The sequence below is a fragment of the Cupriavidus sp. TMH.W2 genome (genome assembly GCF_050847365.1).
Classification (GTDB): Bacteria; Pseudomonadota; Gammaproteobacteria; order Burkholderiales; family Burkholderiaceae; genus Cupriavidus.
Genome location: NZ_CP193792.1, coordinates 842837 through 855295, shown reverse-complemented (window position 1 = coordinate 855295; position 12459 = coordinate 842837). Strand labels below are relative to the sequence as shown.

12 protein-coding genes are annotated in these 12459 nt (G+C 66.2%); 1 reads left to right on the top strand and 11 read right to left on the bottom strand.

The features are described from left to right. Positions 1 to 59 precede the first annotated feature (59 nt). From rfaE1 to cmk, 7 genes are all read right to left on the bottom strand, one after another. Positions 60 to 1007 carry a D-glycero-beta-D-manno-heptose-7-phosphate kinase gene (rfaE1, locus tag ACREYQ_RS03965; RefSeq protein WP_432259492.1) on the bottom strand — a complete coding sequence of 316 codons (948 nt, stop codon included), beginning with the start codon at positions 1005 to 1007 and terminating at the stop codon, positions 60 to 62. 69 nt (positions 1008 to 1076) lie between these two features. Continuing rightward, positions 1077 to 2450: a UDP-glucose dehydrogenase family protein gene (locus ACREYQ_RS03960; protein WP_432259491.1), complete on the bottom strand. Its 1374-nt coding sequence runs from the start codon at positions 2448 to 2450 to the stop codon at positions 1077 to 1079. Between the two features lie 37 nt (positions 2451 to 2487). Further along, positions 2488 to 3723 (bottom strand): lipopolysaccharide assembly protein LapB, encoded by a 1236-nt coding sequence (gene lapB / locus ACREYQ_RS03955; RefSeq protein ID WP_432259490.1) that lies wholly within the window; start codon positions 3721 to 3723, stop codon positions 2488 to 2490. A 3-nt stretch (positions 3724 to 3726) separates the two neighbouring features. Further along, entirely contained in the window at positions 3727 to 4059 is a 333-nt protein-coding gene (locus tag ACREYQ_RS03950; RefSeq protein ID WP_432259489.1) for a lipopolysaccharide assembly protein LapA domain-containing protein, read from the bottom strand. Positions 4060 to 4360: 301 nt separating this feature from the next. Then, a complete protein-coding gene (locus ACREYQ_RS03945) occupies positions 4361 to 4780 on the bottom strand; it encodes an integration host factor subunit beta (RefSeq protein WP_432259488.1) in 420 nt (139 codons plus the stop codon). Between the two features lie 30 nt (positions 4781 to 4810). Further along, entirely contained in the window at positions 4811 to 6505 is a 1695-nt protein-coding gene (gene rpsA / locus ACREYQ_RS03940) for a 30S ribosomal protein S1 (RefSeq protein WP_432259487.1), read from the bottom strand. Positions 6506 to 6671: 166 nt separating this feature from the next. After that, complete coding sequence (cmk, locus tag ACREYQ_RS03935) at positions 6672 to 7340, bottom strand: (d)CMP kinase (protein WP_432259486.1); 669 nt, start codon at positions 7338 to 7340, stop codon at positions 6672 to 6674. Between the two features lie 120 nt (positions 7341 to 7460). Here cmk and ACREYQ_RS03930 point away from each other — a divergent pair, with 120 nt between their 5' ends. Beyond that, positions 7461 to 7694 (top strand): DUF2061 domain-containing protein, encoded by a 234-nt coding sequence (locus ACREYQ_RS03930; protein WP_432259485.1) that lies wholly within the window; start codon positions 7461 to 7463, stop codon positions 7692 to 7694. On the opposite strand, the gene aroA is transcribed toward ACREYQ_RS03930, so the two are convergent. The 4 genes from aroA to pheA all read right to left on the bottom strand — a co-directional run bounded on the left by aroA (position 7691) and on the right by pheA (position 12355). Beyond that, positions 7691 to 8995, bottom strand: a complete 1305-nt coding sequence (aroA, locus tag ACREYQ_RS03925; protein WP_432259484.1) for a 3-phosphoshikimate 1-carboxyvinyltransferase — start codon at positions 8993 to 8995, stop codon at positions 7691 to 7693. The genes ACREYQ_RS03930 and aroA overlap by 4 nt on opposite strands. A 49-nt stretch (positions 8996 to 9044) precedes the next feature. After that, positions 9045 to 9941, bottom strand: coding sequence for a prephenate dehydrogenase (locus tag ACREYQ_RS03920; RefSeq protein ID WP_432259483.1), 897 nt, complete (start codon positions 9939 to 9941; stop codon positions 9045 to 9047). Between the two features lie 109 nt (positions 9942 to 10050). Further along, positions 10051 to 11178: a histidinol-phosphate transaminase gene (gene hisC / locus ACREYQ_RS03915; RefSeq protein ID WP_432259482.1), complete on the bottom strand. Its 1128-nt coding sequence runs from the start codon at positions 11176 to 11178 to the stop codon at positions 10051 to 10053. Between the two features lie 28 nt (positions 11179 to 11206). Continuing rightward, positions 11207 to 12355 carry a prephenate dehydratase gene (gene pheA, locus ACREYQ_RS03910; protein WP_432259481.1) on the bottom strand — a complete coding sequence of 383 codons (1149 nt, stop codon included), beginning with the start codon at positions 12353 to 12355 and terminating at the stop codon, positions 11207 to 11209. Between the last annotated feature and the right edge of the window lie 104 nt (positions 12356 to 12459).

Genomic DNA, 12459 nt, shown 5'->3' with positions numbered 1-12459 from the left:
GATCAGTTCGACACTGCGCTGAGAATCCGGCTGACGCGCGTCGGTAAGTTGGCGGCGCTTCAGCCGGCGGCCCCGAACAGTTCGGGATAGCTAACCACTGCGGTACCCAGCTTGCCGACCACGATGCCGCCGGCCCGGTTGGCGAGCTGGACTGCCTGCTTGAGCGGCGCACCCGCCGCCATCATGGTGGCAAGCGTTGCAATCACGGTATCGCCCGCCCCCGATACATCATAGACTTCACGCGCCTGGGCCGAAACATGCAGGACCTCGGCCTCGGTGTACAGCGTCATGCCTTCCTCCGAGCGCGTCAGCAGCAGGGCTTCCAGTTGCAGTTCGCGCCGCAGGTTCTGCGCCCGCGCAGTCAGGTCGTGCTCGCTCTTCCAGGCACCGACCACACGCCGCATCTCGGCACGGTTCGGGGTGATCAGGGTGGCGCCGCGGTACTTGGAATAATCATCCCCCTTGGGATCCACCAGCACCTTGCGCCCGGCGGCACGGCCCGCCTCCACCATCCGGCCGACATGGGTGAGTCCACCCTTGCCATAGTCGGACAGCACCAGCACCTCGTACTGCGGGATCAGCTCGTTGAAGCCCTCGAGCACCGACAACAGCACTTCATGCGTGGGCGCTTTCTCGAAATCGACCCGCAGCAGCTGTTGCTGGTGCGCCAGTACGCGCAGCTTGATGGTGGTGCTCAGCGACGGATCGCGCATCAGGTAAGGCTGTACACGGCTCTCGGCGAGCAGTGCCTCCAGCGTGCGGCCCGGCTCATCCTCGCCGACCACGCCCAGCATGCCGACACGGGCACCCAGGGCGGCCGCATTGCGGGCCACGTTGGCGGCGCCTCCAAGGCGTTCGTCGCTGCGCTTTACCTGGACCACGGGTACCGGTGCCTCCGGCGAGATCCGGTCCACATCGCCGAACCAGTAGCGGTCGAGCATCATGTCGCCCACCACGAGGATGCTGGACTGGCTGATCTGTTCCTGCGAAACGCTGTTCTTGCTCATGGAGTTTCCTTGGCAACATCCGGGCCAATGCTCACCGGCATATTGCATTGCATAATCATTGAGCCGGGCTCACTGCCCCGGCATGCCCCGGCCGATCGCCAGATACTCAATGCCCAGTTCGACCATCGCCTCGGGCTCATACAGATTGCGCCCGTCGAAGATCACCGGCGTCTTCAGGCGCTGCTTGATCTGGCCAAAGTCGGGGCTGCGGAACACCTTCCATTCGGTCACGATCGCCAGGGCGTCGGCGCCATCGAGCGCATCCATCTGGTGCTCGTGGAAGCTTACGCGCGCGGCGGCGCCCGGCAGGTCGGCCAGGTCGGCATCGAGCACGCGCCGAGCCTCGGCCATGGATACCGGGTCGTGCACGCGCAGCGACGCGCCGCGCGACACCAGTTCGCGCGCCAGCACCCGCGACGGCGCCTCGCGCATGTCGTCGGTATTGGGCTTGAACGCCAGGCCCCAGATTGCAAAAGTTTTGCCGGTCAGGTCGTCGCCGAAGCGGCGCACGATCTTGTCGCCCAGCACGCGCTTTTGCGCGTCGTTGACGGCCTCCACCGCCTCCAGCACGCGCATCGGCTTGCCGTGGTCGGCGGCCGTGCGCATCAGCGCCTGCACGTCCTTGGGAAAGCACGAGCCGCCATAGCCCGCGCCGGCATACAGGAAGCTGTAGCCGATGCGCGGGTCTGAGCCGATGCCCATGCGCACCAGCTCGATGTCAGCGCCCACCTCATCGGCCAGATTGGCCAGCTCGTTCATGAACGAGATGCGCGTGGCCAGCATCGAATTGGCCGCGTACTTGGTGAACTCCGCCGAGCGCACGTCCATGTAGAAGGTCCGTTCATGGTGGCGGTTGAACGGCGCATACAGCTGGCGCATGGTGGCCTGTGCGTGACGGCCCGCGGCATCGGCATTGCAGCCCAGCACGATGCGGTCCGGGCGCATGAAGTCCTCGACCGCGGCGCCTTCCTTCAGGAACTCGGGGTTCGACACCACCGAGAACTGCAGGTCTTCGAGCCCGCGCGCGGCCAGTTCCTCGCGGATCGCGGCGCTCACCCGGTCGCCGGTACCCACCGGCACGGTCGACTTGTCGACCACCACCTTGAACCCCGTCATGTGGCGGCCGATATTGCGGGCCGCCGCCAGCACGTACTTGAGGTCGGCGGAGCCGTCTTCGTCCGGCGGCGTGCCCACGGCGATGAACTGCACGTCGGCGTGCTCGACGCTGGCGGCCACATCGGTGGAAAAGGTCAGGCGGCCGGCGGCACGGTTGCGCTGGATCAGTTCTTGCAGGCCCGGCTCGTAGATCGGCACGCCGCCCGCGTTGAGCAGGGCGATCTTCTGTTCGTCCAGGTCCAGGCAGAACACATCGTTGCCCTGCTCCGCCAGGCATGCGCCGGTGACGAGACCGACATAGCCGCTGCCAATAATGGTGACTTTCATAGCTTCAATTCAAGATCTGTTGCACCGGCCGCCGGGATCAGCCGAGGGTCTCGGAACGCCGCGGGGCATAGGTTTCCCAGCGGTTGCAGCCCGGGCATTGCCAATAGAAAAGCCGGGCACGGAAGCCGCAATCGCGGCAGGTGTAGCGCGCCAGGTTGCGGGTGCGCAGCTGCAGCAGGTCGCGGATGGCGGCGGTTTCCTTGCCTGCCTCATCGCCGTCCTCGGCGCCGTCGTCAGCGCCATCGGCCGGGCCCGCCGGGGTCTCGCGGATGGTCTGCGTGGCCGCCGCCACGGCCGCCTGCGCCTCGAAATACCTGGTCAGGGCCAGCAGCGTCGGCTGGCGGCGCAGCTGTTCGCGCATCAGGCGCGCCGCGGCTTCAGGGCCGTTCACGTCCAGTTCGGCCCTGTAGGCGGTATCAAGCACCTCAGGCGCCAGCTTGCCCTTGAGCAGGCCGCGCAGCCATTCCAGCGCCGCGCCTTGCTCATCCAGGCTGGCATAAGCCTTGACCACGCGGTCGGCCACCAGCGGCAGGAAGGACGCGTCCTGCCGCTCGATGCCCAGCCAATGGCCAAGCGCCGCGCGCGCGTCGCCTGCGGCCGCGGCCACGTCGCCCAGCAGGATCGGGGCACGCACGTTGGCGGGATTCTCGGCGACGGCCTGGTTCAGCCATTTCACCGCATCTTCCGGGCGTTTGCGCTGCAGCGCATCCTGCGCCAGCTCGCAGCAGAACTGGGCGATCTGCAGACTGTAGTTCTTCTGCTCCAGCGTCTGCAGCTCACGCGCGGCTTCGATCGCCTTCTGCCACTCCTTCTCCACCTCATAGAGCTCGAGCAGCACGCGCTTGGCCGAGGCCGCATAAGGGCCCGACATCAGCCGGCGCAGCGATTCCTCGGCGCGGTCCAGCAGGCCCGCGCGCAGGAAGTCCTGGCCCAGCTCGAACAGCGCGTGCTCGCGCTCAGGCTCGGGCAGGTCTGGGCGTGTGGCCAGGTTCTGGTGCACGCGGATGGCGCGCTCGGTTTCGCCACGGCGGCGGAACAGCGCGCCCAGCGCAAAGTGCAGCTCGGTGGTTTCCGGGTCCAGCCGGGCCACTTCGACAAAGGCATCGATAGCCTGGTCGGGCTGCTCGTTGAGCAGGAAATTCAGGCCCTTGAAGTAGGAGCGCGGCAAGGCGCCCTGCTCGCTGATCAGCTGGCGCACGTCGAAGCGCGCCGCCATCCAGCCCAGGCCAAAGACAAGTGGCAGCGCCAGCAGCCACCAGGTTTCAAACATCATGGATCAGACTTTCGGGCCGACTACGTTATAGGGAGACTTGCCGTCGCGCTGCGCCGGGGCAGCGGCCGATGCCGCCGCCGGCGTCGCCGGGCGCGTGTCCGCGACCGCGCGGCGCAGCTTCGCCAGCTCAATGCGCTGGCGCATCAGCCCGGGGGCCACCGATGCCAGCGCCGCCAGCGCGCCCAGCGCAAAGGCGGCAAACAGGATCAGGATCAGCGGCGCATGCCAGACGGCGTCGAAGAACAGTTGCAGCGAGACTTCGGCGGTATTGCGCAGCGCCAGCACGAACAGCAGCACGAATACGACGATACGGACGATCCAGGCGAACAGTTTCATGCAGATAGGCAGCGTGACGTTGGGACGGGGCTAACGCAAAGGCAGCGGCAGTCGGCAGCGACAAACCACGTGGCCTGTGCAAGGCCCGGCAAGGACCCCGGCATTGTAACGGAATCACTTCCCCTATTCGGTAACGTGGGGGTAACGGGGTGCTAACGCGCTTCCGGCATGGATCGATGACCCGTTCCTGCGCACGACGCAGCACCTGGGAAAAGGCCACGCAGCAAGGCCGGCAGACAAAAAAAGCGCCCCTTGGGGCGCTTTCTTGCAAACAACACAGCGGCAGGCAAAGCCCGGACGCTCAGGAGCGGACGAAATTCAGTCCGTTCTCGTGCAAACCCGCTGGCGCGGCGGGTGCCGCGCCCTGGCCTGCCTTGCCCGGCACGGCCTGGGCCGTGCCGCCGGAATGGCCGTTGCCATTGATGCCCGAGGGCACCGGCTGGCTGCGGTCAACCCGTTCGCGCAATTCCTTGCCCGCCTTGAAGTGCGGCACCCGCTTCTCGGGTACCAGCACTCGTTCGCCGGACTTGGGATTGCGCCCCACGCGAGGCGGACGCTTGTTCAGACCAAAACTGCCGAATCCGCGGATCTCGATGCGGTGGCCATCGGCCAGCGCCTCGGACATCGCGTCGAGTATCGTTTTGACCGAGATGTCCGCATCCCGCAGCAGCAGCTGAGGGAAGCGGGCAGCCAGTTTTTCGACGAGCTCCGACTTGGTCATGGGCATACGCGCAAGCGCGGGGGCCTGCGATTACTGGTTGTCCTGGCCGAGCTTGGCCTTCAGCAGGGCGCCGAGGTTGGTCGTGCCAGCCGTGCCGGTGTCAGCCTGGAACTTCTGCATCGCTTCTTGCTGCTCTGCGCTGTCCTTGGCCTTGATCGACAGGTTGATATTGCGCGACTTGCGGTCGACGTTCACCACCAGGGCGGTGATCTGCTCGCCTTCCTTCAGCACGTTGCGGGCGTCTTCCACGCGGTCAGCGGAGATTTCCGAAGCGCGCAGGTAGCCTTCCACGTCGTCAGCCAGCTGGACCACGGCACCCTTGGCGTCAACGGCCTTGATCGTGCCGTTCACCAGCGAGCCCTTGTCGTTGGCCGAGATGAAGTTGTTGAACGGATCGCCCGACAGCTGCTTGATACCCAGCGAGATGCGTTCCTTGTCGACGTCGATGCCCAGGACCACGGCTTCGACTTCGTCGCCCTTCTTGTACTTGCGCACGGCTTCTTCGCCGGTTTCCTGCCACGACAGGTCGGACAGGTGCACCAGGCCGTCGATGCCGCCAGGCAGGCCGATGAACACGCCGAAGTCGGTGATCGACTTGATCTGGCCGGCCAGCTTGTCGCCCTTCTTGTGGTTACGCGAGAAATCGTCCCACGGGTTGGCCTTGCACTGCTTCATGCCCAGGCTGATACGACGCTTGTCTTCGTCGATATCCAGCACCATGACTTCGACTTCGTCGCCCAGCTGGACAACCTTGGACGGGGCCACGTTCTTGTTGGTCCAGTCCATTTCCGACACGTGCACCAGGCCTTCGATGCCGGCTTCGATCTCGACGAACGCGCCGTAGTCGGTCAGGTTGGTCACCTTGCCGAACAGGCGGGTGCCTTGCGGGTAGCGGCGCGAGATGCCGACCCACGGATCTTCGCCCAGCTGCTTCACGCCCAGCGAGACGCGGTTCTTTTCCTGGTCGAACTTGAGGATCTTGGCGGTGATTTCCTGGCCAACCGACAGCACTTCGCTCGGGTGGCGGACACGGCGCCAGGCCAGGTCGGTGATGTGCAGCAGGCCGTCGATACCGCCCAGGTCAACGAACGCACCGTAGTCGGTGATGTTCTTGACGATACCGTTGACGATGGCGCCTTCCTTCAGGGTTTCCATCAGCTTCTGGCGCTCTTCGCCCAGGGTCGCTTCGACCACGGCGCGGCGCGACAGCACCACGTTGTTGCGCTTGCGGTCCAGCTTGATGACCTTGAATTCCAGGGTCTTGCCTTCGTACGGGGTGGTGTCCTTGATCGGGCGCACGTCAACCAGCGAGCCCGGCAGGAACGCGCGGATGCCGTTGACCATCACCGTCAGGCCGCCCTTGACCTTGCCGGTCACGGTACCCGAGATGATTTCGCCGTCTTCCAGCGCCTTCTCGAGGTTCAGCCACGATGCCAGGCGCTTGGCCTTGTCGCGCGAGAGGATAGTGTCGCCATAGCCGTTCTCGAGCGCATCGATGGCCACGGAGACGTAGTCGCCGGCCTGCACTTCGAGTTCGCCCTGGTCGTTCAGGAACTCCTCCACCGGCACGAATGCCTCGGACTTGAGGCCGGCATTGACGACCACGAAGTTGTGGTCGATGCGCACGACTTCAGCGGAGATCACTTCGCCAGCCTTCATATTGGAGCGGGCGATCGATTCCTCGAACAGTGCGGCAAAGGATTCGTTAGTTTGCAGGTCGGACATAAACGTAAGGTGAAATCCGCAGTACGCTGGCCGGCGCGACTATCGCGCTCAGTCTGCCAGTGCAGCGGGGTCAGGTTTGACAAAAGCCGGCCACAGGCTTGCCCGGGGCCGACGCCATCTGGTGCCGTCGGGGTGCGCCACTTCTACGGATGCGCCCGCATGCATCTCATGCACCGGGCCGCACAGCGGCAAACCACTCCAGCACCTGCGCCACTGCCTGATCCACCGTCATGTCGGAGGTATCGAGCAGCTTTGCATCTTCGGCGGGACGCAGCGGCGCGGCGGCACGGGTGCGATCCCGCGCGTCGCGCGCCTCGAGGTCACGCAAAAGGTCTTCAATACTAGCAGAAATTCCCTTATCAATCAATTGTTTATAGCGCCTGCGTGCACGCGCTTCGACACTTGCGGTCAGGAATACCTTGAGCTGCGCATCCGGGAAGATCACGGTGCCCATGTCGCGGCCGTCGGCCACCAGCCCCGGCAGCTTGCGGAAGCTGCGCTGCAGCTGGGTCAGGGCGTCGCGAACCGGCTGGTGCACGGCAATGGCCGAGGCCCGGTTGCCGATCGCCTCGGCGCGGATCGCCAGGCTCACTTCCTCGCCCTGCAGCCAGACCCGGTCAGGGCCGAACTTCACATCGAGGCGCGAAGCGATTCTTGCAAGGGCGTCCACATCGCCCAGGTCGACCGCGACGCGGTCGCTGGCCAGCGCCACCAGCCGGTACAGGGCACCACTGTCGAGCAGGTGAAAGCCCACGGCATCCGCGACCTTGTGCGCGACAGTGCCCTTGCCCGAAGCAGTCGGCCCGTCAATGGCGATGACGTTGACGATAGTCATTTTTTATAAAAACAAGAGAAACGATTGATTGTTAATTCAAGTGAGAATGATTACCATTTTATCCATGGCACGTTGCCGCAGTGGCGCGGCGCCCCTCATTCAGTCGCGAGGCAATCTACCATGGCCAAAACCCTGACGTTCGGCATCATGCACCTCGGCATCGCGTTCAGCGTGACGTATGCGCTGACCGGCAGCCTTGCCATCAGCGGCGCCATCACCTTCATCGAACCGGCCGTCAATACCGTGGCCCACTACTTCTTCGACCGCTACTGGGAAAAGCGGGAGCGCCGCCGGGCTGACGCCGCCAGCGGCAACATCCCGGCGGCGCCCGACCGCGACCTGGCCAGCGCTTAACTCGTCACGCCTGCAAACACGCCGAAGTAATCCGGGAACGTCTTCGCCACGCAGCCCGGATCATTGATCCGCACCGGCAAGGGCCCGAACGCCGCCAGCGAAAAACACATCGCCATGCGATGGTCATCATAGGTGCCAATGCCGTCGGCGGGGGTCTGCCATGGCTGCGGCGGCGTCACGCGCAGGTAATCCGCCCCTTCTTCCACGACAGCGCCCAGCTTGCGCAGTTCCGTCGCCATGGCCGCGATGCGGTCCGTTTCCTTGACGCGCCAGCTGGCGATATTGGTCAGCGTGGTCGCGCCTTCGGCAAACAGCGCCGCCACTGCCAGCGTCATGGCCGCGTCGGGAATATGGTTGCAGTCCAGTTCGATGCCGTGCAGGCGCCCGTCGTCGCGTTCCGTGCCGCGCACTTCGATCCAGTTGTCGCCGGCCATCACATTGGCGCCCATGCGGTTGAGCGCCTCGGCAAAGCGCACATCGCCCTGGATGCTGGCCATGCCCACGCCCTCCACCCGCACCGGGCCGCCGCCGATCGCGCCGGCCGCCAGGAAATACGAAGCAGACGACGCGTCGCCCTCGACAAAGATCTCGCCTGGCGAGCGATAGGCCGCGCCGGCCGGCAGCACAAAACGCTCCCAGCCCTGGCGCTCCACCTGGATGCCGAAGCGTGCCAGCAGGTTCAGCGTGATCTCGATGTACGGCTTGGAGATCAGTTCGCCCACCACCTCGATCTCGATGCGGCCGCTGGCGGACTGCGCCATCGGCAGGCTCATCAGCAGCGCCGTCAGGAACTGGCTGGAGACGTCGCCGCGCACGCGGATCGGCGCATCGATGCGGATGCTGGCGGGCTGGATATGCAGCGGCGGGAAGCCTGCATTGCCGAGGTAGCCGATCACCGCGCCGACCTGGCGCAGGCCATCGACCAGGTCGCCGATCGGCCGTTCATGCATGCGCGGCACGCCCGACAGCTTGTAGCTGCCGCCCTGCAGCGCGAGCGCGGCGGTGAGCGGTCGGATCGCGGTGCCGGCGTTGCCCATGAAGAGCTCCGCCGCCTTGTTCGGGAAGTTGCCGCCGGCACCGGTGACGATATAGTCGGCGCCTTCCTGCCGCCAGGCCACGCCCAGCGTACGCAGCGCCTGCAGCATCACGCGGGTGTCGTCGGAATCGAGCAGGTCGCGCACGCGGGTTTCGCCGTTGGCCAGCGCGGCCAGCAGCAGCACACGGTTGGAGATGCTCTTCGAGCCCGGCAGCCGGACGGTGCCGTTGGCGCGGGTCAGGGGGCCTAGCGTCAGGTGTTCCATGGTTTCTCGTGGGCGCGAGGCGCCGCGGTCAGGCGATTGGCGAAAAGGACTAGGGTTCGATATTGCTGCCCGCGGCACGCTCGGTGCCCCAGGCCAGCCGGGTCTTGCTGGCGCGCGTGAAGATGCGTTCGAGCGCGTCGCCGTCGCTCTTTTCGATCAGCGTCTTCAGGTGCGCCAGCACCGACTGGTAGGTATTCAGCTCGCGCAGCAGCGCGTCGCGGTTGGCCACGCAGATGTCGCGCCACATCTCCGGCGACGACGCCGCGATGCGCGTGAAATCACGGAAGCCGCCACCGGCGAAATCCAGCTTCAGCGCCGCGTCTTCCGCATTGGCGACCTGCGCCACCAGCGCGTACGACAGCACATGCGGCAGGTGGCTGACCGCGGCGAACACCGCGTCGTGCTGCACCGCCGACATCACGTGGCATTGTGCGCCGGCGCTTTCCCACATGGCACGCACCGCGGCCACATCCGCGCGCGAATTTTCCTGCAGCGGACACAGCACGGTCTTCTTGCCGAAGTACAGGTCCGGCAGCGCCGCCTCGACGCCGTTAAGCTCGCGCCCCGCGATCGGGTGTGCCGGCACGAACTGCGCGACCTTGTCGCCCAGCGCCGTCTTGGCCGCCATGATCACGTCGGACTTGGTGCTGCCGGCATCGGTGACGATGGCGCCCGCCTCCAGGTGCGGCTCCAGCGCGTGCAGCAGCGCAAAGTTCTGCGCCACCGGCGCGCACAGCACGATCACGCTGGCGCCGCGCGCGGCATCGGCCAGCGACGCGGCCTCGTCGATCACGCCAAGGTCCAGCGCCTTCTGCAGCGACGCCGGCGAGCGCCCCACCCCGACCACCGTGCCCACCACGCCGGCGCGCTTGAGCGCCAGCGCGAGCGAGCCGCCGATCAGGCCGACGCCGACAATGACAACACGGGAAAAATGCAATGCACTCACAATCTCAGGCCGCAAGCGGCAGTGGCTCGGATCAGACCGAGGTAATTCAATGACAGGCATTCCAGCGGGCAAAGCGCCCGCCCGGGGACACCGATTGCTGCGGCTGCGCTCACGCCAGCGCTCGCTCCAGCGCCGCGATGAACGCCGCGTTCTCTTCCGGAAGGCCGATGGTCACGCGCAGCCAGCGCGGCAGGTTGTAGTTGCCGACCGGCCGCACGATCACGCCCTGCTTCAGCAGCGCCAGGTTCACGCGGCCACCGGCGCCGTCGTCATCGCCCACGCGCACCAGCACGAAGTTGCCCGACGACGGCACGTACTCGAGCCCGAGTCGATCGAAGGCCCCGGTCAGTTGCGCCTTGCCGTCGCGGTTCAGTTCCGCGCTGCGGCGCAGGAACCCGGCATCGCCCAGCGCGGCGATGGCCGCCGCCTGCGCCACGCTGTTGACGTTGAACGGCTGGCGGATTCGGTTCAGCAGGTCGGTCAGTTCCGGTTGGGCCACCGCGTAGCCGATGCGCAAACCCGCCAGGCCATAGGCCTTGGAGAACGTGCGCGATACCATCAGGTTCGGATAGCGGCGCACCCAGGCAAGCGAATCGTATTGCTGGTCGTCATCGAGGTATTCGTTGTACGCTTCGTCCAGCACCACCACCACATGGGCCGGCACCCGCTGCAGGAAGGCTTCGATCTGCGCGGCCGGCAGGAAGGTCCCGGTCGGGTTGTTCGGGTTGGCGATAAAGACCAGGCGCGTATCCGGCGCGATCGCCGCGGCCATCGCCTCCAGGTCATGGCCGTAGTCGCGCGCGGGCACTTCGATGGCGCGCGCGCCGATCTCCTGCGTGGCCAGCGCGTACACGGCGAACGAGTACTCGGCATAGACGATCGACTGGCCCGGCTCGACCAGCGCATGCGCGGCCAGCTCCAGGATGTCGTTGCTGCCGTTGCCCAGCGTCAGCCAGTCGGCGGGAACGCCAAAGCGCGCCGACAGCGCAGCCTTCAGCGCAAAGCCGTTCGAATCCGGGTAGCGGCCCAGTTCGGCCACGGCTTCAGCGACCGCGCGGCGGGCTGACTCGGGCATGCCCAGCGGATTCTCGTTGGAGGCGAGCTTGACGATGGCGGCCTCTTCCAGGCCGAACTCGCGCGCGACTTCCGCAATCGGCTTGCCGGCAATGTACGGCGAAATCGCCCGCACATAGTCGGGACCGAACACCGTGCCGCCTTGCTTACCCTGCTCTGCCATCTCGTCTCCTGGTTCTTTCTCTAAGGTCTTACTTGCTCGACGGATACGAGCCCAGCACCTTCAGGTAGGCCGCGTTGCGGCGCAGTTCTTCAATCGCGCGCGCCACCGCCGGCTCATGCTGGTGCCCTTCGACGTCGACATAGAAGTAGTACTCCCACGCGCCGCTGCGCGCCGGGCGCGACTCAAAGCGGCACATCGACACGCCGTTCTCGGCCAGCGGTGCCAGCAGCTGGTACACCGCACCGGCCTTGTTGGGCACGGACAGGATCAGCGAGGTCTGGTCGCTGCCCGAGGGCTCGGTCTCATAGCGGCCGATCACCGCAAAGCGCGTGCGGTTGTGCGGATCGTCCTGGATGTGCGTGCGCACCAGATGCAGGTGATAGCGGTTGGCGGCGGACTCGGCGGCAATCGCGGCCACGGTCGGGTCTTCGCTGGCCATGCGCGCGGCTTCGGCATTGCTCGACACGGCCTGGCGCTCCAGGTGCGGATAGTTGGCGGTCAGCCAGTGCTGGCACTGTGCCAGCGCCTGCGCATGCGCGCGCACCACAGTGACGCCCTGCATGTCGGGCGTGGAAGCCATCAGGTTGTGATGGACCTTCAGCGCGATTTCGCCGCTGATCTTCAGCGATGTCTGCAGGAACAGGTCGAGCGTGCGCGACACCGCGCCCTCGGTGGAATTCTCGACCGGCACCACGCCGTATTCGACCGTGCCCGCCTCGACGGCGCGGAACACCTCGTCGATGCTCGGGCAAGGCACGCCCGACACCTCATGGCCGAAATGCGCGTACAGCGCCTGCTCGGAGAACGTGCCGGCCGGGCCCAGGAAGGCCACTTCCAGCGGCTTCTCCAGCCCGCGGCAGGCCGACATCACCTCACGCCAGATGGCCGCCACGCTTTCGCCCAGCAGCGGGCCCGGGTTGGCCCCCTGCACCTTGCGGATGACCTGCAGCTCGCGCTCCGGGCGGAACACCGGCGCGCCGTACTTCTTCTTGACTTCGCCGACCTCGAGCGCCAGTTTGGCGCGGTGGTTCAGCATCGCCAGCAGCTCGCGGTCGACGGTGTCGATCTGCTCGCGCAGCGGGCCCAGCTCGACCGACAGCTTGCGCTCGGCTTCGCTCAGGTGATTGTCGTTGGGCGGCGTCTCCTCGCGCGCAGGGGTGCGGTCTTGGCTTGTCATCTTGTATGAATCCGGTGGGCCGCCAGGCGCGGCGGCCGGGAAAAACTGCCCGCTGCAGCCCGGCGCGCCGTGCGTGGCAGGCGCGGGCCGGCGGCGGGAATGCG

Bases quoted from the DNA above. Each gene is read 5' to 3' on its own strand.
- aroA (WP_432259484.1), bottom strand. From the start codon at position 8,995: ATGGAACACCTGACGCTAGGCCCCCTGACCCGCGCCAACGGCACCGTC.
- hisC (WP_432259482.1), bottom strand. From the start codon at position 11,178: ATGGCAGAGCAGGGTAAGCAAGGCGGCACGGTGTTCGGTCCCGACTAT.
- ACREYQ_RS03930 (WP_432259485.1), top strand. From the start codon at position 7,461: ATGGCCAAAACCCTGACGTTCGGCATCATGCACCTCGGCATCGCGTTC.
- ACREYQ_RS03960 (WP_432259491.1), bottom strand. From the start codon at position 2,450: ATGAAAGTCACCATTATTGGCAGCGGCTATGTCGGTCTCGTCACCGGC.
- lapB (WP_432259490.1), bottom strand. From the start codon at position 3,723: ATGATGTTTGAAACCTGGTGGCTGCTGGCGCTGCCACTTGTCTTTGGC.
- cmk (WP_432259486.1), bottom strand. From the start codon at position 7,340: ATGACTATCGTCAACGTCATCGCCATTGACGGGCCGACTGCTTCGGGC.
- ACREYQ_RS03945 (WP_432259488.1), bottom strand. From the start codon at position 4,780: ATGACCAAGTCGGAGCTCGTCGAAAAACTGGCTGCCCGCTTCCCTCAG.
- pheA (WP_432259481.1), bottom strand. From the start codon at position 12,355: ATGACAAGCCAAGACCGCACCCCTGCGCGCGAGGAGACGCCGCCCAAC.
- ACREYQ_RS03950 (WP_432259489.1), bottom strand. From the start codon at position 4,059: ATGAAACTGTTCGCCTGGATCGTCCGTATCGTCGTATTCGTGCTGCTG.
- rfaE1 (WP_432259492.1), bottom strand. From the start codon at position 1,007: ATGAGCAAGAACAGCGTTTCGCAGGAACAGATCAGCCAGTCCAGCATC.
- rpsA (WP_432259487.1), bottom strand. From the start codon at position 6,505: ATGTCCGACCTGCAAACTAACGAATCCTTTGCCGCACTGTTCGAGGAA.